Origin of the sequence: Pseudarthrobacter sp. B907 (genome assembly GCF_040137805.1) — a bacterium.
GTDB lineage: Bacteria > Actinomycetota > Actinomycetes > Actinomycetales > Micrococcaceae > Arthrobacter.
The window spans coordinates 1-24,713 of the sequence record NZ_JBEEQE010000002.1 but is presented as its reverse complement, the minus strand read 5'-3'; the positions used below and the strand labels follow the sequence as shown (position 1 = coordinate 24,713).

The 24,713-nt window shown below is 68.7% G+C and carries 19 protein-coding genes; 12 read left to right on the top strand and 7 right to left on the bottom strand.

The genetic code is table 11. From position 1 onward, the window contains the following. Positions 1 to 53: 53 nt before the first annotated feature. Entirely contained in the window at positions 54 to 518 is a 465-nt protein-coding gene (locus tag ABLI39_RS01680; protein WP_146337665.1) for a hotdog fold thioesterase, read from the bottom strand. Between the two features lie 211 nt (positions 519 to 729). Here ABLI39_RS01680 and polA point away from each other — a divergent pair, with 211 nt between their 5' ends. From polA to rpsA, 3 genes are all read left to right on the top strand, one after another. Next, positions 730 to 3,369: a DNA polymerase I gene (polA, locus tag ABLI39_RS01675; RefSeq protein ID WP_497900219.1), complete on the top strand. Its 2,640-nt coding sequence runs from the start codon at positions 730 to 732 to the stop codon at positions 3,367 to 3,369. A gap of 69 nt (positions 3,370 to 3,438) precedes the next feature. Beyond that, the gene (locus ABLI39_RS01670; protein ID WP_349411624.1) at positions 3,439 to 4,725 is read left to right on the top strand and encodes a GNAT family N-acetyltransferase; all 1,287 of its coding nucleotides are present in this window, start codon (positions 3,439 to 3,441) and stop codon (positions 4,723 to 4,725) included. A gap of 235 nt (positions 4,726 to 4,960) precedes the next feature. Continuing rightward, positions 4,961 to 6,439: a 30S ribosomal protein S1 gene (gene rpsA, locus ABLI39_RS01665; RefSeq protein WP_349411623.1), complete on the top strand. Its 1,479-nt coding sequence runs from the start codon at positions 4,961 to 4,963 to the stop codon at positions 6,437 to 6,439. Positions 6,440 to 6,748: 309 nt separating this feature from the next. Here the strand turns inward: rpsA and ABLI39_RS01660 are convergent, their stop codons facing one another. From ABLI39_RS01660 to ABLI39_RS01650, 3 genes are all read right to left on the bottom strand, one after another. Further along, the gene (locus tag ABLI39_RS01660; protein WP_349411622.1) at positions 6,749 to 7,186 is read right to left on the bottom strand and encodes a DUF1810 domain-containing protein; all 438 of its coding nucleotides are present in this window, start codon (positions 7,184 to 7,186) and stop codon (positions 6,749 to 6,751) included. A 482-nt stretch (positions 7,187 to 7,668) separates the two neighbouring features. Beyond that, entirely contained in the window at positions 7,669 to 8,205 is a 537-nt protein-coding gene (locus tag ABLI39_RS01655) for a GNAT family N-acetyltransferase (RefSeq protein ID WP_349411620.1), read from the bottom strand. Next, positions 8,189 to 8,890: an IMPACT family protein gene (locus ABLI39_RS01650; RefSeq protein WP_349411619.1), complete on the bottom strand. Its 702-nt coding sequence runs from the start codon at positions 8,888 to 8,890 to the stop codon at positions 8,189 to 8,191. Before ABLI39_RS01650 ends, ABLI39_RS01655 begins: the two co-directional genes overlap by 17 nt. Positions 8,891 to 8,912: 22 nt before the next feature. Between ABLI39_RS01650 and coaE the strand changes: the two genes are divergently transcribed. The 4 genes from coaE to ABLI39_RS01630 all read left to right on the top strand — a co-directional run bounded on the left by coaE (position 8,913) and on the right by ABLI39_RS01630 (position 14,925). Then, entirely contained in the window at positions 8,913 to 10,151 is a 1,239-nt protein-coding gene (coaE, locus tag ABLI39_RS01645; RefSeq protein ID WP_349411618.1) for a dephospho-CoA kinase, read from the top strand. A gap of 40 nt (positions 10,152 to 10,191) precedes the next feature. Beyond that, positions 10,192 to 12,273 carry an excinuclease ABC subunit UvrB gene (gene uvrB, locus ABLI39_RS01640; protein ID WP_349411617.1) on the top strand — a complete coding sequence of 694 codons (2,082 nt, stop codon included), beginning with the start codon at positions 10,192 to 10,194 and terminating at the stop codon, positions 12,271 to 12,273. 180 nt (positions 12,274 to 12,453) lie between these two features. After that, positions 12,454 to 13,482 carry a TerC family protein gene (locus ABLI39_RS01635; RefSeq protein ID WP_349411616.1) on the top strand — a complete coding sequence of 343 codons (1,029 nt, stop codon included), beginning with the start codon at positions 12,454 to 12,456 and terminating at the stop codon, positions 13,480 to 13,482. Between the two features lie 84 nt (positions 13,483 to 13,566). Next, positions 13,567 to 14,925, top strand: a complete 1,359-nt coding sequence (locus ABLI39_RS01630) for an MFS transporter (RefSeq protein ID WP_349411615.1) — start codon at positions 13,567 to 13,569, stop codon at positions 14,923 to 14,925. A 51-nt stretch (positions 14,926 to 14,976) separates the two neighbouring features. Here the strand turns inward: ABLI39_RS01630 and ABLI39_RS01625 are convergent, their stop codons facing one another. The 3 genes from ABLI39_RS01625 to ABLI39_RS01615 form a co-directional block, all read right to left on the bottom strand. Further along, complete coding sequence (locus tag ABLI39_RS01625) at positions 14,977 to 16,242, bottom strand: alpha/beta fold hydrolase (RefSeq protein WP_349411895.1); 1,266 nt, start codon at positions 16,240 to 16,242, stop codon at positions 14,977 to 14,979. Positions 16,243 to 16,327: 85 nt separating this feature from the next. Continuing rightward, positions 16,328 to 16,828 carry a GNAT family N-acetyltransferase gene (locus ABLI39_RS01620; protein ID WP_349411614.1) on the bottom strand — a complete coding sequence of 167 codons (501 nt, stop codon included), beginning with the start codon at positions 16,826 to 16,828 and terminating at the stop codon, positions 16,328 to 16,330. Positions 16,829 to 16,848: 20 nt separating this feature from the next. After that, a complete protein-coding gene (locus ABLI39_RS01615) occupies positions 16,849 to 19,395 on the bottom strand; it encodes a DEAD/DEAH box helicase (protein ID WP_349411613.1) in 2,547 nt (848 codons plus the stop codon). Positions 19,396 to 19,577: 182 nt separating this feature from the next. Here ABLI39_RS01615 and ABLI39_RS01610 point away from each other — a divergent pair, with 182 nt between their 5' ends. The 5 genes from ABLI39_RS01610 to ABLI39_RS01590 all read left to right on the top strand — a co-directional run. Then, positions 19,578 to 20,219: an NADPH-dependent F420 reductase gene (locus tag ABLI39_RS01610; RefSeq protein WP_349411612.1), complete on the top strand. Its 642-nt coding sequence runs from the start codon at positions 19,578 to 19,580 to the stop codon at positions 20,217 to 20,219. Then, entirely contained in the window at positions 20,220 to 20,852 is a 633-nt protein-coding gene (locus ABLI39_RS01605; protein WP_349411610.1) for an alpha/beta hydrolase, read from the top strand. 89 nt (positions 20,853 to 20,941) lie between these two features. After that, on the top strand, positions 20,942 to 21,721 hold the full coding sequence (locus tag ABLI39_RS01600; protein WP_349411609.1) for a trans-aconitate 2-methyltransferase: 780 nt from the start codon (positions 20,942 to 20,944) through the stop codon (positions 21,719 to 21,721). Between the two features lie 185 nt (positions 21,722 to 21,906). Next, entirely contained in the window at positions 21,907 to 23,667 is a 1,761-nt protein-coding gene (locus ABLI39_RS01595) for an ABC transporter ATP-binding protein (protein ID WP_502935170.1), read from the top strand. An 89-nt stretch (positions 23,668 to 23,756) separates the two neighbouring features. Continuing rightward, on the top strand, positions 23,757 to 24,713 hold a 957-nt coding region (locus tag ABLI39_RS01590; RefSeq protein ID WP_349411893.1), incomplete at its 3' end, for an ABC transporter permease.

Sequence of the window (24,713 nt, the reverse complement as noted above, 5' to 3'; positions counted from 1 at the left end):
CGCCCGGCGCCCCGGCGCTCCGGGCAGGCGCTCCGGGCCGGCTTGCCCGCGGGCTACCCGTCGATATCGCGGAGCAGGTTTGTGATCCGCGCGGTGGAAAGCCGGCGGCCCTGTTCGTCGGTCATGACAATTTCGTGCGTGGCCAGGGTGCGGCCCAGATGGATGGCGGTGCAGGTGCCCGTCACGGTCCCGGCGGAAACGGCGCGGTGGTGCGTGGCGCTGACGTCAATCCCCAGCGCCTGCCGGCCCGGGCCGGCGTGCATGCCGGCGGCAAAGGACCCCAGCGTTTCGGCGAGCACCACGTGCGCGCCGCCGTGCAGGATCCCGGCCACCTGCGTGTTGCCCTCCACCGGCATAGTGGCCACCGTGCGCTCCGGGCTCAGCTCCACAAAGTGGATGCCCATCTTCACGACGAGGGCACCGACGCCCATCCGGCCCAGCCAGTCGTGCAGTTCCGCGGGAACCCCGGCGGCTTCCAGTTCGGCGGCGAACGGGGCTGGCGTGAAATTGTCGATCATGGGAACTAGGCTGGCACCTGTGAGCGAAACTACCAAACCGGCCCTTTCCCCTTCCGCGACTGACCTCCTCCCGGCAGCTGAGCCCGCATCAGCAGACGCGGCGAAGCCCGCCGGAAAGACCGGCCGGGCCGCGGCGTCTGTTTCCGCCACCGAGGCGCCGGTGATTCCGCTCACGGACCAGCCCCGCCTGCTAGTGCTGGACGGCCACTCCATGGCCTTCCGCGCGTTCTTCGCCCTGCCCGCGGACAAGTTCTCCACGGCCACCGGCCAGCACACCAACGCCGTGCACGGCTTCACCTCCATGCTGATCAACCTGATCAAGGAACAGAAGCCCACCCACGTGGCCGTGGCGTTCGACGTTTCCGACGACACCACGCACCGCAAGGCCGAGTACGACGGCTACAAGGGCGGCCGCAACGAGACCCCTCGGGAAATGAGCGGCCAGATCGACCTGATCGACAAGGTCATGGGCGCGTGGGGCATCAAGACCATCAAGATGCCCGGCTGGGAAGCCGACGACATCCTGGCCACCCTCGCCGCCATGGGTGAACAAGCCGGCTACGAGGTGCTGCTGGTCTCGGGCGACCGCGATGCCTTCCAGCTCATCACCGACAACGTGTTCGTGCTCTACCCGCGCAAGGGCGTCAGCGACATTCCCCGGATGGACGCGGACGCCATCCAGGAGAAGTACTTCGTCAGCCCCACCCAGTACTCGGACCTCGCCGCCCTGGTGGGCGAAACGGCGGACAACCTCCCCGGCGTCCCCGGCGTCGGCCCCAAAACCGCGGCCAAATGGATCAACCTCTACGGCGGCCTGGAAGGCGTCCTCGAGAACCTCGACGCGATCGGCGGCAAGGTGGGCGACGCCCTCCGCGAGAACGTCGAGGAGGTCAAGCGCAACCGGCGGCTCAACCGGCTGCACACCGACCTCGAACTGCCCGTCACGCTGGAGGACCTCGCGGACCCCCGGCCAGACCAGGCCGCCCTCGAGGACCTGTTCGACACCCTCGAGTTCAAGACCATCCGGACCCGGCTCTTTGCCCTGTACGGCAGTGAAGTCACCGAAGCCGAGCGTGAAAGCCTCGACACCCCGGACTTCGTCACCCCCGCGGACGCCGACGAGCTGGCAGCCTTCCTCGCGGCCGGCGCCGGCAAGCGGTCCGCCCTCGCCGTCGACCTGGTGCCCGGCCGGATCGGCGAGGATGCCGCCGCCCTGGCGATCGTCCGCGACGACGCCGCAGCCTACATTGACCTGGCCGGCCAGGACGCCGCAGCCGAAAACATACTCGCCGCCTGGCTGGCCGACGCCGGAGCAGCCAAGGTGATGCACGGGTTCAAGGCCGCCCTGAAGGCGCTGACCGCCCGCGGCCTGGAGCTGGAAGGCGTGGCGGACGACACCTCCATCTCCGGCTACCTGATCCAGCCCGACCGCCGCAGCTACGAGCTCGCAGAGCTGGCCCAGCACCACCTCAACATCTCCGTATCCACCGAGGCCGCCAAGGCCGGCCAGCTGGAGCTGGCGTTCGACGGCGACGACGCCGCCGCCGCGGGAGCGCTGGTCCACGAGGCCGCCGTCGTCCGGGCCCTGAGCCACTACTTCGAGTCGGAACTCACGGAGCGGAAGGCCCAGGACCTGCTGACCACCCTGGAGCTGCCGGTCAGCCGGGTCCTGGCCAACATGGAACTCGCGGGCATCGCCATCGACATGACCCGCATGGACGAGCAGCTCTCGGACCTCGCGAAGGTGATCGACAACGCCCAGGAGCTGGCGTTCGCGGCCATCGGGCACGAGGTCAACCTTGGCTCGCCGAAACAGCTCCAGACCGTCCTGTTCGACGAGCTCGGCCTGCCCAAGACGAAGAAGATCAAGTCCGGCTACACCACCGACGCGGCCTCGCTCAAGAACCTGCTGGAGAAGACCGGGCACGAGTTCCTGGTCCAGCTGATGGCGCACCGCGAGTCCTCGAAGCTGCGCCAGATGCTGGAGTCGCTGAAGAAATCCGTCACAGAGGACGGGCGCATCCACACCACCTACGCGCAGAACGTCGCGGCCACGGGCCGGATCTCCTCCAACAACCCGAACCTGCAGAACATCCCCATCCGCAGCGAGGAGGGCCGCCGCGTCCGGGGCATCTTTGTGGTCAGCGAGGGCTACGAATGCCTGCTCTCCGCGGACTACTCACAGATCGAAATGCGCATCATGGCTCACCTCTCCGGCGACGCCGGCCTGATCCAGGCCTACAAGGACGGCGAGGACCTGCACCGCTTCGTGGGCTCCAACATCTTCCACGTGCCCACCGACCAGGTGACCAGTGCCATGCGCTCCAAGGTCAAGGCGATGTCCTACGGCCTCGCTTACGGCCTGACCTCGTTCGGGCTGTCCAAGCAGCTGGAAATTTCCGTGGACGAGGCGCGGACCCTGATGAAGGACTACTTCGACCGCTTCGGCGCCGTCCGCGACTACCTCCGCGGCGTTGTGGACCAGGCCCGGATCGACGGCTACACCGCCACCATCGAGGGCCGGCGCCGTTACCTGCCGGACCTGACCAGCACCGACCGCCAGCTGCGCGAGAACGCCGAGCGGATAGCGTTAAACTCGCCGATCCAGGGCTCGGCGGCGGACATCATCAAACGGGCCATGCTCGGTGTCTCCGGCGCGCTGGCCGAGCAGGGCCTGAAGTCCCGGATGCTGCTGCAGGTCCATGATGAACTGGTCCTCGAAGTCGCCGAAGGCGAACGCGAGGCCGTCGAGGAGCTGGTCACGGAACAGATGGGCGCCGCGGCGCAACTGTCAGTTCCGCTCGAAGTACAGATCGGCGTCGGCACCAGCTGGTACGAGGCCGGGCACTAACACCGGCGGGCAGCCGCCGCCCAGCATTATTCGTTTCTAGGGCGCAGTAAATTCCAGGGGGAGAAGCACGTGGCGAAGCACTACGAAATCCGGCGGTTCCGTGCGGCCGGGAAGGAATCGTCGGAGTACGCCCGGGGAGTGTCCTGGCTCCGCGGCGTCGGCATCGGGTTCTACGACGAGCAGCACAAAGACGAGTTCATCGACAAGGTCATGGCGATGTACCGGGTGGACAACCGTGAAATGACGGGCGTCTACCAAACCAATGCTGTGGCACCGCACGCCGTGTCCGCCGACGTTCCGGTGGCCACGTTCGCCACCCTGCGCAAGAATTTGAACATCGGTTACGGGCGGCAGCTTGAGGCCCAGCTGGTCACCGCTGTCACCGTGCGCGGAACGCACCGCCGGCAGGGACTACTGCGGCGGATGATGACCGAGGACCTCGCCGCGGCCAAGGCCGACGGCGTCCCCTTCGCTGCCCTCACGGCCTCGGAGGCGTCGATTTACGGACGGTTCGGCTTCGGTGTGGCCACTTTCGAGCGCGACATCAAGGTGGAGACCGGGCCGCGGTTCCGGCTGCGCCACGAGGCCAGTGGTTCGGTGGAACTCGCGGACCGGAAGGAACTGCTGGAACTGGCGCCGGCGGTGTTCGAACGCACCCACGACGCCACACCCGGCTCAATCATGCGGCAGGAAGCCTACCGGCTGCGGGTCTCCGGAACGCTGGCCCGCGACGGCGGCGAGGACAACGCGATCAGGTGCGCCCTGCACTACGACGCGTCCGGAACCGTCGACGGTTACGTCTCCTACAAGTTCGCCGGCTGGGAGACCGAACCCGCCACCGTGGAGATCGTGGACCTTGTGGCCGCCACCGACGCGGCCTACCTGGAACTGTGGCAATTCCTCGGCAGCATGGATCTGATCCGGCGGGTCACCTGGAAGGAAGCGCCGGTGGACAATCCTCTGGCCTGGGCCCTCGAGGATCCCCGCTGTATCGAGTCGTCCGACCACGCGGACATGCTCTGGCTGCGCGTTCTGGACCCGGTCAGGGTTTTGGGCGCCCGGCGTTACTCCACCGACGGCACCCTCGTACTGCGCGTCACCGACAGCCTCGGCTTCGCCGCCGGTACGTACGCCGTGGAGGTCACCGGGGGAGAGGCGACGGTCACCGAGGCCGCCGACGCGGACCCGGAGCTTTCGCTGGACGTCGCGGACCTCGGCTCCATTTACCTGGGCGCGGTCTGCCCGGTGACCCTGAAAGCCGCCGGGCGGATCACCGAGCACACCCCCGGAGCCGCGCTGACCGCCCGGCTGATGTTCGCCGTCGAACGCGCGCCGCACTGCCTGACGCACTTCTAGGCAACCGGTCCCGCACGGCCCGTCGGGTGCTGCCGGCGGGCGCCGTCGCGCTTTGACCGGCGTTGGCGGAACCGACTAGACTAAACGGGCGTGTACTACGTGCGCGCACTCAATCCACAAAATCAGGATGACCCGGCGGATCGCCTTTGATCTGCCGCGCTCCCCATCCGTGTCGCCGACGCGGACGGGACGGTTTGCCTGACCGACTAACTATCCACAACGGAGCCCCTACTACATGACCATCACCTCCACCGAGAAGCCCGGTACCCCCGTAGTCGCGATTAACGACATCGGTACCGCTGAGGACTTCCTCGCAGCAGTCGACGCCACCATCAAGTACTTCAACGACGGGGACCTCGTCGAAGGTACCGTCGTCAAGGTCGACCGCGACGAAGTTCTGCTCGACATCGGTTACAAGACCGAAGGTGTCATCCCCTCCCGCGAGCTGTCCATCAAGCACGACGTTGATCCCGGAGACGTCGTCTCCGTCGGCGATCTCGTCGAGGCCCTGGTGCTCACCAAGGAAGACAAAGAAGGCCGTCTGATCCTCTCCAAGAAGCGTGCTCAGTACGAGCGTGCCTGGGGCGACATCGAGAAGGTCAAGGAAGAAGACGGCGTCGTCACCGGCACCGTCATCGAGGTTGTCAAGGGTGGTCTTATCCTCGACATCGGCCTGCGCGGCTTCCTGCCCGCATCCCTCGTCGAGATGCGCCGTGTGCGCGACCTTGCTCCGTACATCGGTCAGCAGATCGAAGCCAAGATCATCGAGCTGGACAAGAACCGCAACAACGTTGTGCTGTCCCGCCGTGCCTGGCTCGAGCAGACCCAGTCCGAGGTCCGCTCCACGTTCCTCAACAAGCTGGAAAAGGGCCAGGTCCGTCCCGGCGTCGTTTCCTCCATCGTCAACTTCGGTGCCTTCGTGGACCTGGGCGGCGTAGACGGCCTGGTTCACGTTTCCGAGCTGTCCTGGAAGCACATCGACCACCCGTCCGAGGTTGTCGAAGTTGGCCAGGAAGTCACCGTCGAGGTTCTCGAGGTCGACCTGGACCGCGAGCGCGTCTCCCTGTCGCTCAAGGCTACGCAGGAAGATCCGTGGCAGACCTTCGCCCGCACCCACGCCCTCGGCCAGGTTGTTCCGGGTAAGGTCACCAAGCTGGTTCCGTTCGGCGCGTTCGTTCGCGTTGAAGACGGCATCGAAGGCCTGGTCCACATCTCCGAGCTCGCCGTTCGCCACGTTGAACTGGCCGAGCAGGTTGTCTCCGTTGGCGACGAGCTGTTCGTCAAGGTCATCGACATCGACCTCGAGCGCCGCCGCATCTCGCTGTCCCTCAAGCAGGCCAACGAGGGCGTCGACGCCGAGTCCACCGAATTCGATCCGGCTCTCTACGGCATGGCCGCAGAGTACGACGAAGAGGGCAACTACAAGTACCCGGAGGGCTTCGACCCGGAGTCCAACGAGTGGCTTGAAGGCTACGAGACGCAGCGCGCCGCCTGGGAGCAGCAGTACGCTGACGCCCAGACCCGCTGGGAAGCCCACAAGAAGCAGGTTGCCCAGCACGCTGCCGACGACGCTGCAGCTGCAACGTCCGGCGAGAGCGACTCCGGCACCACCAGCTACTCCTCCGAGCCGGCTGCCGAGTCGAACGCAGGGGCCGGTACCCTTGCTTCGGACGAGGCTCTCGCGGCTCTGCGCGAAAAGCTGACCGGCAACTAATTGCCGCCGGCCCGGGTCGCTCCGGGCCAACCACAGCGGGTCCCTGCCACGTGCAGGGGCCCGCTTTGGGTTTAACGCGGTGGCCGGGGTGCGCGGGGTGCGGGTGGCTGTGCGGGCGACTGCGGGCGACTGTGCGTGACTTGCCGACGTTCCGCGACGGACATGCCCATTCCCGGGCACGTGCAGTGGACATAACCCGCATATGTCCACTGCACGCGGCGTGCGTTGGACATGTCCATAAGCGACCTGTGTCTGGTACGGGGCTGGGAATCGCGGCGGGGGAGTCGTCACGGGCGGCTTGCGGCGCTTTTAGGTGGCCACACCCAGGAGCCGGTCCGTGGCCCCATCGGGGATCCCGCCGAAATACTTGTCGAGGATCTGCCGGAACACCGGATCCTCCGGTGCCGCCCGAAGGAACAGGGTCGACGACGAATGCAGCTTGCGTGCGTCGATGCCGCCGAGGATCTGCTCCGCGCTCCGACCCTCGACGGCGAGGACGGCCAGGAAACACTCACGGAGGCGGGCGCCCAACAGCGGGTGGCTGAGGTAGGCCCGCGCTTCGTCCAAGGAAGAAAGGGCATACTTCCGCGAGGTCGGACTCAGGCCGAGGCCAGCAACCTGCGGGAAGATGAACCACATCCAGTGGCTTCGCTTGTCGCCGGCGCGCAGCTCCGAGAGTGCCCGCTGATAGGTGCCCACGGCGTCCTGGGCTTCCTCGAAACGCACGAGCTTGAAGGGGTCGTCCACGTCACCTCTCCTCGTCCGGCCGATCACATGTTTCCCGCCGTTCCGCGGATCGGGAGTGCCGCCTCCCCTCATCCAAGCACGCAGGGCGCCCCGGCGACACTTCCGCACCGTGCCAGCCCTGGCGTACTCGCCAAGGCTCGGCGGGGTGCAACGTCCACGGACGGGCATGTCCATTGCTTGGGACAGGCAAAGGGCATGCCCGACGGGGTGCAAGGACCACGAACGGGCATGTCCATTCCTGGGTCCGAACGTTGGACATAGTGCCGTCATGCTCAGTCCTTGTGCCGGGAGATGGGCATGCCCGTTGCTCGGCGTAGGCAGAGGGCATGCTCTGCGGGGTACCAGGACCACTGATGGGCATGTCCATTCTTGGGTCCGAACCTTGGACATAGTGCCATATTGCTCATTCCCTGAGCCGGGAGATGGGCATGTCCATCGGCCGGGGGAGGGCTGCTGGCACCCCGCCCTAACCGTGCCCCGGTCTAGCCCAGGGTGAAACGTGCTTTGACCCGTTGGCCGTCGGCGGCGAGTTCCGCGCCCAACGATCGGAGCAGGGCCTGCGCGGCGGTGTTGCCGGCCGTCGTTTCCGCCTCCAGCAGGTCCGCCCCGGCTGCCGCGGCCGCCGCCTTGACCAGGCGCAACGCCTCCGTGCCGATGCCGCGGCCCCGGAAGCTCCGGCCAAGCCAGATGCCGGTCTCCAGCGCCCCGCCGTCGCGCGTGAACGGTCCCGCGCCGGTGGCGGGGACCCGGGCCAGCCGGATGGAACCGGCCAGTTCGCCGTCGGCGGTTATGGCCCAGGACTTCTGCCGTGCCGGGCCGTCGATGCCGGCCGCCGCGGCGTGGTGATAGGCCCGGAACCAGCTGATCCGCTCCGTATTCCAGCCCGCGGCGGTCCCCAGCGGCGGGGTGACCTCGTCCGCGTCCGCGTCGTGCAGGGCGACCGCCAGCAGGCGCTCCAGCACCGGATCCGTCACGTCCACCAGCGCCACCACGGGCACCTGCTCAGCTGATGGCGACATCGATCCACTCCGTTTCTCCGGGCACCAGGGCGGCGCTTCCGGCCGAGAGCGCCGCGAGGCGGTCGGCGGCCTGCGACAGAGACGCCGGTTCGTCCGGGAGCGCCAGCCGAAGAACCGTCGTCTGCGCATCATAGCGGGCGCCGGCCATCACATAGCCCGCCGCGCGCAGGTCGTTCTCGAGCCTGCCCGCGGCGGCATGCGGCACCGGCACGCCGCAGATCCGCAGCCGCTGCCGGTGCACCAGCGGCGCCAGCGCCAGCGCTGAGGACACGGACTCGGAGTAGGCCCGGACCAGGCCTCCCGCACCCAGCAGGATCCCGCCGAAATACCGGACCACGACGGCGGTCACGTCGCTGAGGTCCGCCACACCGGGCGCGGTTTCGCGCTTCAGCAGCGCCTCCAGCATCGGGAGCCCGGCCGTGCCGGAAGGTTCGCCGTCGTCGCTGGAACGCTGCACCGAGCGGTCCGGGCCGAGCACAAAGGCCGAGCAGTGGTGGCGGGCGTCGTGGAACTCCCGGCGCAACGACCCGAGCAGTGCACGGGCGCCCTCCTCGTCGGCGGTGCGCCGGAGCACGGTGATGAACCGGGAGCGTTTGATCTCCAGCTCGTGCCGGAACCCGTCGCCGGCCGCCAGAGTGGTGTACGCCGTGGCCCCGCCCCTGGGAGAAACCGCGTCATCTGGCACCGCTTCAGTTTAGTCTGGTGGGGTGCTGAAGATCGGTTTGACGGGCGGCATCGCCTCAGGGAAGTCAGTGGTCGCCTCGCGGCTGCGCGAGCTCGGCGCGGTACTGGTCGACGCCGACGCGCTGGCCCGCGAAGTGGTGGAGCCGGGCACGCCCGGACTGGCCCGGGTGGTGGACGCCTTCAGCGCCTCCGTCCTGGGTCCGGATGGGGCCCTCGACCGCCCGCGCCTGGGTGCCCTCGTCTTCGGCGACCCAGAGCGCCTCGCCGTGCTGAACGGCATCATCCACCCCCTCGTCCGGGAGCGTGCCGCCGCCCTCGCGGCCGCCGCCCCGAAAGGCGCCGTCCTGGTCCAGGACATCCCCCTCCTGGTCGAGACAGGACAGGGCGCCAACTTCCACCTTGTGCTGGTGGTGGACGCCCCGGATGATGTCCGGGTGCGGCGGATGGTGGAGCACCGGAAAATGACCGTCGAGGACGCCCGCTCCCGGATGGCGGCCCAAGCCACGCGGGAGGACCGGCTGGCGGCCGCCGACGTCGTGCTGGACAATTCCGGGACCAAGGACGAACTGCGCGACGCGGTGGACCGGCTGTGGCGGCACCGGCTGGAGCCTTTCGCGGAGAACCTGGCCCGCGGCCGGATGGCCGCGCGCACCGGCGGTCCCGTGCTCAGCCCCGCCAACCCGGACTGGCCGGCGCAGGCCTCCCGGCTGATCGGCCGGCTGCGGGCGGTGGCGCCGGAGGACATCCTGGCCGTGGACCACATCGGGTCCACGGCCGTCCCGGGGCTGGATGCGAAGGACGTGCTGGACCTCCAGCTCACCGTCCCGGACCTGGCGACGGCGGACCGTCTTGAGCCCCTGCTGGCCGCGGCGGGGTTCCCGCGCTGGCCGGGCATCGGGGCTGACAACCCCAAGCCGGCACACCCCGACCCGTCAGCCTGGGACAAACGGGTGCACGGCAACGCGGACCCCGGCCGGCCCGTCAACCTCCACGTCCGGGCCGCCGGCTCGCCGGGCTGGCGTTATGCGCTGTGCTTCCGGGACTGGCTGCGCGACGACGCGGCCGCCCGCGCGGACTACGTCGCGGAAAAGCGGCGTGCGGCCCGGCGGCACGGCGTGGACAAGTCCACCGCCGGCTACGCCGCGGACAAGGAGGACTGGTTCACGCACTACGCCGCTCCGCGGATGGAGGACTGGGCCCGCCGCACCGGCTGGCTGCCGCCGTCGTACGCCGCCGGGGACCCGGGTACCGCCCAAAGCTGAATCCGGGCACGCTGTCGGAGGGCGGCGGTAGATTAGGTACATGAGCCTTGCCCAGGAAATCAACCGTGTTGTGGCGCCCTTCGAGGTCATCAGCGAGTTCCAGCCCGCGGGAGACCAGCCGGCCGCGATCGCGGAACTGACCGAGCGCATCAAGAACGGCGAGAAGGACGTGGTGCTGCTCGGCGCCACCGGCACCGGTAAGAGCGCGACGACGGCGTGGCTGATCGAGCAGGTCCAGCGGCCCACCCTGGTGATGGTGCAGAACAAGACGCTCGCCGCGCAGCTCGCCAACGAATTCCGCGAGCTGCTGCCTAACAACGCGGTGGAATACTTCGTCTCCTACTACGACTACTACCAGCCCGAGGCCTACGTGGCCCAGACGGACACCTTCATCGAGAAGGACTCCTCGGTCAACGAGGAAGTCGAACGGCTCCGGCACTCCGCCACCAACGCGCTGCTGACCAGGCGCGACGTGATTGTGGTGGCCACCGTCTCCTGCATCTACGGCCTCGGCACGCCGGAAGAATACATCGCCGGCATGGTGACGCTGCGCAAGGGCGCCGAAATGAACCGCGACGACCTGCTCCGGAAGTTCGTCTCCATGCAGTACGCCCGCAACGACATGGACTTCCACCGCGGCACGTTCCGGGTCCGCGGCGACACCGTGGAAATCATTCCGATGTACGAGGAACTCGCCATCCGGATCGAGTTCTTCGGCGACGAGATCGAGAACATCTACACCCTGCACCCGTTGACCGGCGAGGTGCTCCGGGAAGAGAACGAAATGTACGTCTTCCCGGCCTCGCATTACGTGGCGGGCCCGGAGCGGATGGCCCGCGCGATCAAGCGGATCGAGGACGAGCTTGCCGACCGTCTCAAGGTGCTGGAGAGCCAGAACAAACTCGTGGAGGCGCAGCGGCTGCGGATGCGAACCACCTACGACCTGGAAATGATGCAGCAGATGGGATTCTGCAACGGCATCGAGAACTACTCCTCGCACATCGACGGCCGCGCCCGCGGGACCGCGCCGCACTGCCTGATCGACTACTTCCCGGACGACTTCCTGCTGGTGATCGACGAATCCCACGTCACCGTGCCGCAGATTGGCGCCATGTATGAGGGCGACATGTCCCGCAAGCGGAACCTCGTGGACCACGGCTTCCGGCTGCCCTCGGCGATGGACAACCGCCCGCTCAAGTGGGACGAATTCCAGGAGCGCGTGGGCCAGACCGTCTACCTGTCCGCGACCCCCGGCAAGTTCGAGCTCGGCAAGGCAGACGGCTTTGTTCAGCAGATCATCCGGCCCACCGGCCTGATCGACCCCGAGGTGATCGTCAAGCCCACCAAGGGCCAGATCGATGACCTGCTGGGCGAAATCCGCACGCGCACCGCGAAGAACGAGCGTGTCCTCGTCACCACGCTGACCAAGCGGATGGCCGAAGACCTCACCGACTACCTGCTGGGGCACGGCGTGAAGGTCGAATACCTGCACTCCGACGTCGACACCCTGCGCCGTGTGGAACTGCTCCGCGAACTGCGGATGGGCGTCTTCGACGTGCTGGTCGGCATCAACCTGCTCCGCGAAGGCCTCGACCTCCCGGAGGTGTCCCTCGTGAGCATCCTGGACGCGGACAAGGAAGGCTTCCTGCGCTCCTCGACCTCGCTGATCCAGACGATCGGCCGTGCCGCCCGAAACGTGTCCGGCCAGGTGCACATGTACGCGGACAAAATCACCGACTCGATGGCCCATGCCATCGACGAAACGAACCGGCGCCGCGCCATCCAGGTGGCCTACAACACGGAGAAGGGGATCGACCCCCAGCCGCTGCGAAAGAAAATCGCGGACATCACCGACCAGCTCGCCAAGGAAGACGCCGACACCCGCGAGCTGCTGGCCAGCGCCGGCAAGACCCGCGGGAAGGGCAAGGGCGGCTCCAAGGTCCGGGCCGACGGCCTCGCCGCGGCACCGGCCGAGGACCTCGTTGGCCTGATCGAGCAACTAACCGAGCAGATGCACGCCGCCGCCGGCGAACTGCAGTTCGAGCTGGCGGCCCGGCTCCGCGATGAGGTGGGCGAGCTCAAGAAGGAACTGCGGCAGATGCAGTCGGCCGGGCACGCCTAAGGTAAAGTAGATCCAACGTAGGGGAGTATCCCAAGCGCTACGATCGTCAACACGCAGGGCACAGATGCCATGCCGGGCGTAGCGGGCAGCGAAGCAGCACCCGAGGTTTATGGCCCGGGGAGCGGCGGCTTGGCCGGAGAGACTTACACCGCTTAGTTGTACCCTGCGAAAGGTATCTACGTGCCCGAACTTCCCCTCTGGTTCGAGATCGGCTCCTTCGTCGTTCTCGGCATCATCCTCGCCATCGACCTGCTGCTGGTGCTGAAGCGGCCGCATGAGCCCTCGATGAAGGAAGCCGGCCTCTGGGTCTCCTTCTACATCGCGCTGGCGCTCGTCTTCGCCGGTGCCATGTTCATGTTCACCGGCCCGGAATACGGTGGCCAGTTCCTCGCCGGCTGGGTGACGGAGTACAGCCTCAGCATCGACAACCTGTTCGTTTTCATCATCATCATGGCCCGCTTCTCGGTACCCCGTAAGTACCAGCAGGAAGTGCTGATGGTGGGCATCATCATCGCCCTGGTGCTGCGCGGCATCTTCATCCTGCTCGGCGCGATCGTGATCGAACAGTTCAGCTGGGTCTTCTACATCTTCGGCGCGTTCCTCCTCTGGACCGCCTGGAAGCAGGCCCAGGACGAGGGCGAGGACGAGGAAGACAAGGAAAACCCGCTGATCGCCCGGATCCGTAAGATCCTGCCGATGTCGGAGAAGTTCGACGGCGGCAAGCTCCGCACCGAGGTCGACGGCAAGAAGGTCTTCACCCCCATGCTGATCGTCTTCGTGACCATCGGCATGACCGACCTGCTCTTCGCGGTAGACTCCATTCCCGCGATCTTCGGCCTGACGCAGAGCGCGTTCATCGTCTTCACAGCGAACATTTTCGCGCTGATGGGCCTGCGCCAGCTGTACTTCCTGCTCGGCGGACTGATGAACCGGCTGATCTACCTCAAGCACGCGCTCTCCGTCATCCTCGCGTTCATCGGCGTCAAGCTGGTGCTGCACGCCATGCACGTCAACGAACTGCCCTTCATCAACGGCGGCAAGCACATCGAATGGGCCCCGGAGATCCCCACGTACGTCTCACTCGGCGTGATCATCGGCACCATCATCATCGCGGTCGTCGCGAGCCTGGTCAGCTCCAAGGCCTCCAAGGCGAAGCTGGACGCCCGGCTCGAAGAGGACTCCCGCAAGAGCCTCACCGACGCCGAGTAGCCGGCGGCCCGGTCCGGCAGCGGAAGCCCCGCAGCGCGGTTGGCCGGGCCACCCCGCGGCCCGGCCACCGGCTAAGCTCGGAGCGTGAAAATCTTTGATGCCGCAACAGCGGCCGGTACGGCGCTGCACCCGCAACGGGTGCAGCGCCGTACCGTTGTTGTGCTCAGCGCCGCCCAGCTCCTCAGCGGGGTGGGCAACGGGGCCAGCCTGTCCGTCGGCTCGCTGCTGGCCGTCCAGCTCGCCGGCTCCAACGCCTGGGCCGGTTCGGTCACCACCACCATGACGCTGGCGGCAGCGCTGACCGCCCTGCCGCTGGCCGGGCTGGCCGGCCGGCGCGGGCGCCGGGCTGCCCTCGTGACCGGGCTGCTCGCCGCAATGACCGGCGCCCTGCTGGTCATCCTGGCCACCGTGACCGGCGCCTTCCCGGTCCTGCTGCTGGCCGCCGCCCTGTTGGGCCTCGGCACGGCGGCCAACCTGCAGGCACGCTTCGCCGCCGTCGACCTCGCCGACCCGGAGCACCGCGGACGCTCGCTCGCGATCGTGGTCTGGGCCGTGACGGTCGGGGCCGTCGCCGGGCCCAACCTGATCCAGCCCGGTGCACTCGTGGGGCAGGCACTGGGCCTGCCGCCGATCTCCGGGCCTTTCGTGTTCTCCACGGCGGGACTGGCCCTCGCCGCGCTGCTGCTGCTGATCGGGCTCCGCCCCGATCCGCTGCTGCTGGCCGCCCGGCTCCGCGGCGCAGCCGAGGAACCCGCGAAGGGGACCACGGGAAGCCGGGGAAGGCACGCGCTGCGGAACGGCCTGCGCGCGGTCCGGGCAGCACCCCGGGCCCGGCTGGCGCTGCTCGCCGTCGTCGCCGCGCACGGCTGCATGGCCGCCGTGATGTCCATGACGCCGCTGCACCTGCAGCTGCTCACCGAGGGCCCGCTGGCCGGGCACCCCGCCGGGCACGCGCACGCCGCCAGCACTGACGTGTTTGTGCTCATCGGCTTCACCATTTCGCTGCACATCGCCGGGATGTACGCCCTCTCACCCGTGATGGGCTGGCTCACCGACCGGGTCGGCCGGCTCCCGGTGATCCTGCTGGGCCACGGGCTGATCCTGCTGGCCGTCTGCGTCGCCGGCTTCGGCCAAGGGCAGCCGGCGCTGGTCACGACCGGGCTGGTGCTGCTGGGACTTGGCTGGTCCGCGGCCACCATCGCCGGCTCGACGCTGCTCGCGGAGAGCGTCGCGGCCGGGGACCGGGTCCTGGTCCAGGGCGTGTCCGACACCCTGATGGGCGTGGCCGGGGCCGTGGGGTCCGGCTTCGCCGGCCTGGTGATGAGCGGGATCGGCTACCAGGGGCTGAACCTGCTCGCGGCCGCCGTGGCGGCCGCGGTTTTCGGCGTCGCGCTGCCGGCGGCCGTCCGGTCACGCCGCAGCCCGGAGCCGGCCGCCGGCTAAGGGCGCACCCGGCCGCCGGCTACGGGCCCGAAGTCGGGAACCCCGGGCCGGTCAGGCCCGGGCGGCGCGCGCCATGCCGAGCAGCCGGCCGAAGATGGCATCGCCGTCGTCCGCGATGCCGTCGTGGTGGAACTCATCCGTTTCCCACACCTGCAGGCCGCGCACCGCGGCGGCAGTTTCCAGCGAGAGGTCCCGGTCCACGTAAATGTCGTCGCTGTACACGGCCGCCGCCACCGGAACCGTGTTGAGTGCGAGCCGTTCGGGGTCGTAGAGCGGCTTCCAGTCGTCCTTCTCTGCCAGCAGCTGGGCCACGGCGCGGAGGGGGCGCAGCGCCGGGTCCTGTTCGAAGTACCACGGGTAGACCATCTCGCCGGTCAGCAGGGGAGCGGCGGTGTCCGGGCGGAACTCCGGGAAGTCCTGGAGCACCCGCAGCGCCGCCCAGTCCGTGGCCTCGCCCTGGCCGTAAATCGATTCGTGCATCAGCGCGTACAGCGGATTTGCGGCGCGCGAGACGAGGCCGCGGACCTGCTCCAGGAACGCGTCGGAGAGGCGTTCGCCATCGGGCGTGCTGACAAACGCGTCCTCGAGCAGGTGGTGCAGCCCGTCCACGCGGGTGTTGCCGCCGAGGTACGAGCCCACCATCTGGAACCGTTCGACGGTGAGCCGGCTGCCGTCGGGCAGGATTTCCTCCGCCTCGCGCAGGTGCCGGGCGATCCGGTTCACCTGCTCCCGGTCCTGCGGATACCAGCCGAAGTATTCGGCGTTGCGGGCCGCGACCCGCGCGAACGTGGCCTGGTAGACCCGGTCGGCGGGGCCGGCCAGGGGCGGCAGGCCCCCGGTGATCAGGGCCTCGCGCAGGCCCTCGGGGGCGAAGGACAGGTAGCTCAGGGCGCAAAAGCCGCCGTAGCTCTGCCCGTAGATGGTCCAGGGCCCGGCCCCGAGGGCCCGTCGGATCGCTTCGGCGTCGGCCACGATCGAGTCGGCCCGGAAGTGCTCCAGGTACTGCGCCTGGTCCAGTTCGCTGCCGCGCAGGGGAAGGGTGCGGCGGTCGATGGGGGAGGAGAGGCCGGTGCCGCGCTGGTCCAACATCAGGATGCGGAAGTCCTTTGCCGCGGCCTTGCTCCAGCCGCCCAGGGCCGGGAAACGGTTCCCGCGGCCGCCCGGGCCTCCCTGCAGGTAGAGCAGCCACGGCAGTTCCGCGGCGGCCTCCTCGCTGTGGTCCGCGGAAACGTACTCCCGAGCGAAGACGGTAATCGTCTCGCCGGCGTCGCCGAAGTGGTCCAGGGGCACCTCAAAGTAGTGCTCCGCGGTGCGCATGCCGCGGTAGTCGTGCCTGGCTTTGACGATGTGCGGCACCCGGGCCGTCTCGGCCGTCTCGGTCGCCGCGATGTCAGCCGCGGTGTCAGCCACGGGCTGCTGCCGTCCGGTCGCCGCCGAACGCCGCCAGGGCCTCGCCGGTGAGCCGGAATGTGGACCATTCGTCCATCGGTGCGGCGCCCAGGTTCCGGTAGAAGGCGATCGAGGGTTCGTTCCAGTCGAGCACGCTCCACTCCACCCGGGCGTAGCCGCGGTCGACGGCGGTCGCGGCCAGGTGATGCAGCAGCGCCTTGCCGTGCCCGGCCCCGCGGGCCTCCGGCATCACGTACAGGTCTTCGAGGTAGATCCCGTGCACGCCCTCCCAGGTGGAGTAGTTCAGGAACCACAGCGCGAAGCCCTGCACATCCCCGGCCTCGTTCCCGGCCATGGTCGCGTACACCCGGGGGTTCTCGCCGAACAGCACCTCCGTGAGCATCTCCGGGGTGTTCCGAACGGCGTCCGGTTCCTTCTCGTAGATGGCCAGGTCGTGGATCATCTGCAGGATGGCGGGGACGTCGTGGGGCGTGGCCGGGCGGATTACACTCATGGTCGCCAGTTTACTAGCGGCTACAGGCGGTTCACGTCGGTCACGCGCACGACGGCGGTGCCGGTTTCGTCGGAGGCGGCCAGGTCCACCTCGGCGGAGATGCCCCAGTCGTGGTTGCCGGCCGGGTCGTCGAAGATCTGCCGGACCTTCCATGTGCCCGGCTCCTCGGTGATGATCAGGAGCCCGGGCCCGCGGGCATCCGGGCCGGTGCCGATGTCCTGGTGCTCCTCGAAGTAGTCGTCCAGGGCGTCCTCCCAGCGCTCCGCGTCCCAGCCGGAGCCGCCGTCGAGTTCGCCCAGGGCGGCGGCGGCCTCGTCGGCGAACAGCTCCACCCGCCGGAACATCTCGTTGCGGACCATGACCCGGAAGGCACGGATATTGGAGGTCAGCGACGGCGGCGGGGGCGGCGGGGCATCATGCGGGGTCGGGGCGGCACCGGAGGTAAGTTCCTCCCACTCGTCCAGCAGGCTCGAGTCGACCTGGCGGACCAACTCGCCGAGCCACGCGATGAGGTCCTCAAGGTCCTCACGCAGCGCATCCTGCGGCACGGTCTGGCGGAGTGCCTTGAAGCCGTCGGCCAGGTAACGCAGCACAATCCCCTCGGACCGGGCCAGGCCGTAGAACTGGACGAATTCGCCGAAGTTCATTGCGCGTTCGTACATGTCCCGGATCACGGACTTGGGGGCGAGTTCGAAGTCGCCGATCCACGGGGCAGCCCTGCGGTACACCTCGAATGCCTCGCCGAGTATATCCGCGAGCGGCTGCGGGTAGCTGACTTCCTCAAGCATGGCCATCCGCTGGTCGTACTCGATGCCGTCGGCCTTCATCGCGGCGATCGCTTCCCCGCGGGCCTTCTTCTGCTGAGCGGAGAGGATCTGCCGCGGCTTCTCCAGCGTCGACTCGATCACCGAGACGACGTCGAGGGCGTAAGACGGCGACTCCGGATCCAGCAGTTCCAGGGCAGCCAGGGCGAAGGGGGAGAGCGGCTGGTTCAGGGCGAAGTTCGCCTGCAGGTGGACGGTGAGCCGGACGCTGCGGCCGTCCGGGCCCTGCTCCGCGGGCGGGATGCGCTCGACGACGCCGGCGGCGAGCAGTTCGCGGTAGATGCCCAGGGCCTTTTTCATCAGCCGCAACTGCGCGGCGCGGGGCTCGTGGTTCTCGGTCAGCAGCCGGCGCGCGGCCTTGAACGGGTCACCGGGCCGCTCCATCAGGTTCATCAGCATCGCGTGCGTCACGGTGAAGCTGGAGACCAGCGGGTCCGGGACGGAATCCACCAGCCGCTTATAGGTCGGCTCGCCCCAGGAGACAAAGCCCTCCGGCGGCTTCTTCTTGACCACCTGGCGCAGCTTCTTCTGGTCGTCGCCGAACTTGGCCGTGGCCTTGGCCATCGCCTTGACGTTCTCGATCACGTGCTCCGGGGCCTGGACCACCACGGTCCCTGCGGTATCGTAGCCGGCCCGGCCTGCCCGGCCCGCGATCTGGTGGAACTCGCGGGAATTCAGCGGCCGGGTGCGGACGCCGTCGTATTTGCTGAGCGCCGTCAGCAGCACGGTGCGGATGGGGACGTTGATGCCGACGCCGAGCGTGTCGGTGCCGCAGATGACCTTGAGCAGGCCGGCCTGGGCCAGCTGCTCGACGAGCCGGCGGTACTTGGGCAGCATCCCGGCGTGGTGCACACCGATGCCGTGCCGGACCAGCCGGTTCAGGGTCTTGCCAAACCCGGCGGCGAAGCGGAACCCTGCGATCAGCTCGGCGATCTTGTCCTTTTCCTCCCGGGTGCAGACGTTGATGCTCATCAGGTTCTGGGCCCGGTCGATCGCCTCAAGCTGGCTGAAGTGGACCACGTAAACGGGCACCTGCTTAGTGGACAGCAGTTCCTCGAGCGTCTCGTGCACGGGGGTCTGCTGGTAGTAGAAGTGCAGCGGGATGGGCCGCTCGGCCGAACTGACGGTCGTCGTCGGGCGCCCGGTGAGCTCGCTGATGCCCTCCTCGAACCGGCTGACGTCGCCGAGGGTGGCGGACATCAGCAGGAACTGGGCCTGCGGCAGCTCCAGCAGCGGCACCTGCCAGGCCCAGCCGCGCTGCGGGTCGGAGTAGAAGTGGAACTCGTCCATGATGACCGTGCCCAGGTCCGCGGCCGGGCCCTCGCGCAGGGCGACGTTCGCCAGGATCTCGGCGGTGCAGCAGATGATCGGTGCGTCCTGGTTGACGCCGGAATCGCCGGTGATCATGCCGACGTTTTCGGCCCCGAAAATCTCGCACAGGGCGAAGAACTTCTCCGAGACCAGGGCCTTGATCGGGGCGGTGTAGTAGCTCCGGGCGCCGCGGGCCATGGCCTGGAAGTGCGCCGCGATGGCCACCAGCGACTTACCCGACCCGGTCGGCGTCGCCAGAATGACGTTGGAGCCAGCCGCGAGCTCCATCACGGCCTCGTCCTGCGCGGCGTACAGGGCCAGCCCGCGGCCCTCCGTCCACTCGACAAACCGGGTGTAGAGCTCATCCGGGTCGAGGCCGGTCCTGCCGGGGACGCGGGCGGCCGGGGCGGGGAGCTGATCTACGAGTTTCATTGCCTTCCAGCTTAGTGGGCCGCCGGGCGGCCGGCAGCGGGCACCGGCGATCGCGGGGCATTGCTTGACCTTTCAAGTTTCCAACTGTATGTTGGTTGTAGCTTCAACTAAACATTCACCACCCGGCAGAACAGACTCTGATGAAAAACCTCCTGGCCCGCATCTTTGGAAAGAAGACCCCCATGACTGACATCACCATCATCGGCAACGGCAACATGGCCCGCGGCATCGCGGCCACTGCCCTGGCCGCCGGCCGGAACGTCGAAATCCTTGGCCAGGACGCGGCCAAGGCCCAGGCCCTGGCGGCCGAGCTCGGCGCCGGCGTCACCTTCGGCAGCACCGCCGACGCGCCGCGTGGCGGCATCGTCGTCCTGGCCGTCCCGTTCGCCGCCGCCGCATCCGTGGTCAGCAACTACGGCGAGGCCCTGGCCGGAAAGACCCTCGTGGACATCACCAACCCGGTGAACTTCGAGACCTTCGACTCCCTGGTCGTCGGTCCGGACACCTCCGCCGCCGAGGAAATCGCCCGGCTGGCCCCCGCGGGCGCCCACGTGGTCAAGGCTTTCAACACGACCTTCGCCGGAACCCTGCTTGCGGGCCAGTCCGGCGGCCAGCCGCTGGATGTCTTTATTGCCGGCGACGACGCCGCGGCCACCGGGGCGGTCAGCAGCTTCGTCGGGGCCGCCGGGCTGCGCCCGCTCGTCGTCGGCCCGCTCAAGCGGGCGAGGGAGCTCGAGGGCTTCCAGTTCGTCCTGATGACCCTCCAGGCCAACCCCGAGTTCTCCGACTTCAACTGGGACACCGGACTGAAGGTCACCAACTAAATGAAAACCACCTTCACGGACCCCGTAGTGGCGACCGCCGGGTCGGCCGACCCCGCGGCGCCGCTGGTGGTGCTGCTGCACGGCCGGGGCTCCAACGAAACGGAGATCCTTGGCCTGGCGGAGCGGCTGCCGTCCGGCCCGGCCTACGCCGCGGTCCGGGCGCCGATTGCCGAGGGCGGAGGCTATGCCTGGTTCGCCAACCGCGGCATCGGCCGTCCCGTCGCCGAATCGCTCGACAGCACCATGTCCTGGTTCCGGACCTGGCTCGACGCGGTGGCGCCCGCCGGCCGGCCGGTCGTGCTGGTCGGCTTCAGCGGCGGCGCGGCCTTTGCCGGCGGCCTCCTGCTCGCGGACCCGGCACGATTTGCCGGTGCGGCCATCCTGTACGGCACGCTGCCGTTTGACGCCGGCGTGCCCGTGACCGCCGGGCAGCTGGCCGGCGTCCCGGTCTTCGTCGCGCACGGCGAGCAGGACCGGGTGATACCGCCGGAGCTGCTGGCGCGCACCTGGCAGTATCTGCAGGCCGAGTCCGGGGCCGCCGCGCACTCCCGCCGCGACCCCGGCGGCCACGGCATCACCGGCCAGACCCTGGCCGAGCTGGATGCCTGGATCCGGGGGCTGGCCGCGGCGTGAACCCCGCCCGCGGCACCGGCGGCACCGTCCGGCCGGCGCCGCGGGGTTAGGCTTCGCCTGGGAGCTCCAGGGTGAAGCGGAGGAAATGCGTGAAGTGGGATCCAGCCAGGTACGTACAGTTCGGCGACTACCGGGACAGGCCGTTCTTCGACCTGACCGCACGTATCCGCGCGGAGGCGCCGCGGCACGTCGTCGACCTCGGCTGCGGGCCGGGCAACCTCACCGCCACCCTGGCCGCACGCTGGCCCGGGGCGGCGGTGGAGGGGCTGGATTCCTCCGCCGAGATGCTCGCGCAGTCCGGCGCCGTTTCCGGCGGCGCCGCGAACCTGACCTTCGCCCAGACGGACATCGCCGGGTGGATGCCGGCGCCGGAGACCGACGTCGTCGTCACAAACGCCACCTTGCAGTGGGTTCCCATGCACCGTGAGCTGCTGGGCCGCTGGCTTGCAGCGCTGGGGCCCGGCGCCTGGTTCGCCCTGCAAGTGCCGGGCAACTTCCATGCACCGTCGCACACCCTGATGCGGGCCCTGGCCGGCACGGACGAATGGGCACCCCGCCTTGCCGGCGTGCTGCGACACGAGGACGTGGTGGCCGGGCCCGCCGACTACCTTGAGCTGATGCTCGATGCCGGCTGCGACGCCGATGCCTGGGAGACCACCTACCTGCAGCTCCTGCCGGGAACCGACCCGGTGCTCGACTGGGTGCGGGGGACCGGGCTGCGCCCGGTGCTGGCCGCGCTCACGGCCGCGGAGGCCGCGAGGTTCGAAGCGGAGTACGCGCGGGCGCTCCGCGCGGCCTATTCGCCCGGCCCGCATGGAACGGTGTTCCCGTTCCGGCGGATCTTCGCCGTTGCTCAAAAGCGTGGCTAAACCCCCGCCGCCGCACCGCTTCGGGGCGCCGCGTCTCCGGAAGTTCCCCGGGATCCTGCCGTTTTGACGGATGTGACACGCCGTGTGACAACAACTGGTGTGTAGTGGGCATACAATGACACAGCGGTCTGGGGGCGGCCGCCGTCCTTTCCGGATCCGAGCCCTGTTCTGATGATGGAGGTTCGGTGCTCTTTAACCTGATCGGGCGGCTGCTCGCCGCCCACAGGATGACCGTCCTGGCCATCATCTGCCTGCAACTTGTGCAGACCACGGCGAACCTGATGCTTCCCACACTGAACGCGGCCATCATCGACGACGGCATCGTCGCCGGCAACACGCCCGTGATCCTGCGGCTGGGCGGAGCGATGGCCGGCGTCGCGGCGCTCCAGATGGGCGCAGCGATCGCAGCCGGCTACCTTGGCGCGGTGGTCGCCATGCGCGTGGGCAGGGAACTGCGCGAGGAGCTGTTCGCCAAGGTCCAGACGCTCTCGTCGCAGGAGGTCGGGGTATTCGGGGCCCCCAGCCTCGTCACCCGGGCCACCAACGACGTCACCCAGATCCAGAACCTCACGGTCCTCGCCTTCACCATGCTCGTCGCGGCGCCGGCCAGCTTCATCGGCGGCATCGCCCTCGCCCTGGACCAGGACCTTCCCCTGACGGGGATTGTTGTGGCCGTCATCCCGGTTCTCGCCGTGATCATGTTCCTGATCGTCCGCCGCCTGATTCCGCTCTACCGGCAGGGCCAGACACTCATCGACCGGATCAGCCGGGTCCTCCGCGAACAGATCATCGGCGCCAACGTCATCCGCGGCTTCGTCCGGCAGGACCACGAGATCCACCGCTTCGACGCCGCCAACAAGGACCTCACCCGCAACAATCTCGACTCCGCGCTGCTGGTGGCCCGGATGAATCCGCTGATCATGGTGGTGGTGAACCTGTCCTCGGTCGCGGTGGTCTGGTTCGGCGGCCACCGGATCCAGTCCGGCGAGATGCGGCTCGGGGCCCTGACCGCGTTCATCGCGTACATCCTGCAGATCCTGATCGCCATCATGATGGCGATGTACGTTTTCACCACGGCCCCGCGGGCGGCGGCCTGCGCCGAGCGGATCCAGGCGGTCCTGGACACCGAGCCGTCCATCGACGGCCCGGCCGTACCTGGGCCCGCGGGCCCGGATGGGGCAGCGCCGGAAGGGCCCGTGCCGCAAGGCACCGTGGAGTTCCGCGACGTGGCCTTCGCCTACCCCGGGGCCGAAGCGCCGGTCCTGGCCGGGGTCACATTCACCGCGCGCCCCGGCACCACCACGGCGATCGTCGGCGCCACCGGGAGCGGCAAGAGCACACTGCTGAACCTGCTGCCGCGTTTCATCGACCCGACGGAAGGAACCATCAGCATCGGCGGCCGCGAAACCCGCGCGCTGCCGCTGGCGTCGCTGCGCGGCCGGATTGCCATGGTGCCCCAGCACTCCTACCTGTTCTCCGGCACGCTCGCGGACAACCTGCGGATGGGCCGGCCGGAGGCCGGCGACGAGGACCTGTGGCGGGCACTGGAAACCGCCCAGGCCGCGGACTTTGTCCGTGACCTGACGGGCGGACTCGACGCCCCGGTCCGCCAGGGCGGCACCAACTTCTCCGGCGGCCAGCGCCAGCGCCTGTGCATCGCCCGGGCCCTGCTCCGGCCTGCCCCCGTCTACGTCTTCGACGACAGTTTCTCCGCCCTCGACTACGGCACCGACGAGAGGCTCCGGGCCGCACTGGAACCGCTGCTGCGTAGCGCCACGGTGCTGGTCGTGGCCGAACGCGTTTCCACGATCGTGGACGCGGGGCTGATCCTGGTGTTGGAGGACGGCCGGCTGGTCGCGCAGGGCACCCACAAGGAGCTGATGGCGACTTCGCCGACCTACCAGGAAATCGCGGCCTCCCAGCTGGTCCTGGAGGAAACCGCGTGAGCGCCGCCTTCCCCGCTCCCGCCGGGGCCGCCGCCAAATGGCGGGCCGCCGGAAGGCTGCTGGGGCTGCTGCGCCCGGTGCGCCTCCGGATGGCCGGCGTCATCGCCGCGACCTGCGGCTTCGCCGCGCTGAACGTGGCCGCGCCCAAATACCTTGGTGACGCCACCGACGTCGTGGTGGAAAGTGTGGTGCGCGGCGCCTTTGACCAGTCGAAACTCGGACGGCTGCTGCTCGCCGTGGCACTCATGTACCTCGGCGCCTCGCTGTTCAGCTGGATCCAGGGCGCGCTGACCGCGACGGCGGTGCAGCGGCTCAGCTACGGCCTCCGCGCCTCCGTGGAACGCAAGCTCCACCTGCTCCCCTCGAGCCATTTCGACGACCAGCACCGTGGCGACGTGCTCAGCCGTGCCACCAACGACGTCGACAACGTCTCGCAGGCGTTGAATCAGCTGCTCAACCAGCTCATCATGTCGGTTCTGATGCTCTCCGGCGCCCTGGCCATGATGTTCTGGCTGTCCCCGCTGCTGGCCCTCGTCGCCTTGGCCTCGGTCCCGGTCTCCACCGTGATCACCGTGCTCGTGGCCCGCAAGTCGCAGGCGCATTTCACCGAGCAGTGGGCCAGCACCGGCGACCTGCACTCACACCTGGAGGAGTTCTTCACCGGGCATGAGGTGATCAAGGCGTTCGGCCGGCAGAGTGCTGCCGCGTCCACCTTCCGGGAGGCCAACGACCGGCTCTTCCGCGCGGCCTCCGGCGCCCAGTACCTCTCCGGCGTTGTGCAGCCGCTGATGATCTTCGTCTCCAACCTCAACTACATCGCGGTCGCGGTGATCGGCGCCCTCCAGGTCGCCACCGGCACCATGACGATCGGCGGCGTCCAGGCGTTTATCCAGTTCAGCCGGCTTTTCAGCCAGCCGATGGGCCAGATCGGCGGCATGCTCACCCTGATGCAGTCCTGCGCCGCCTCCGCCGAACGGGTTTTTGCGCTGCTGGATGCACCGGAAATCCCCGCCGACGCCGCCGCGGCCGGCGGCGCGCGGGCGGCC

Coding starts and splice junctions, on each gene's coding strand:
- ABLI39_RS01680 (WP_146337665.1), bottom strand. CDS start 518: ATGATCGACAATTTCACGCCAGCCCCGTTCGCCGCCGAACTGGAAGCC.
- polA (WP_497900219.1), top strand. CDS start 730: ATGGCCTTCCGCGCGTTCTTCGCCCTGCCCGCGGACAAGTTCTCCACG.
- rpsA (WP_349411623.1), top strand. CDS start 4,961: ATGACCATCACCTCCACCGAGAAGCCCGGTACCCCCGTAGTCGCGATT.
- ABLI39_RS01655 (WP_349411620.1), bottom strand. CDS start 8,205: ATGTCGCCATCAGCTGAGCAGGTGCCCGTGGTGGCGCTGGTGGACGTG.
- uvrB (WP_349411617.1), top strand. CDS start 10,192: ATGAGCCTTGCCCAGGAAATCAACCGTGTTGTGGCGCCCTTCGAGGTC.
- ABLI39_RS01625 (WP_349411895.1), bottom strand. CDS start 16,242: ATGCGCACCGCGGAGCACTACTTTGAGGTGCCCCTGGACCACTTCGGC.
- ABLI39_RS01620 (WP_349411614.1), bottom strand. CDS start 16,828: ATGAGTGTAATCCGCCCGGCCACGCCCCACGACGTCCCCGCCATCCTG.
- ABLI39_RS01615 (WP_349411613.1), bottom strand. CDS start 19,395: ATGAAACTCGTAGATCAGCTCCCCGCCCCGGCCGCCCGCGTCCCCGGC.
- ABLI39_RS01610 (WP_349411612.1), top strand. CDS start 19,578: ATGACTGACATCACCATCATCGGCAACGGCAACATGGCCCGCGGCATC.
- ABLI39_RS01605 (WP_349411610.1), top strand. CDS start 20,220: ATGAAAACCACCTTCACGGACCCCGTAGTGGCGACCGCCGGGTCGGCC.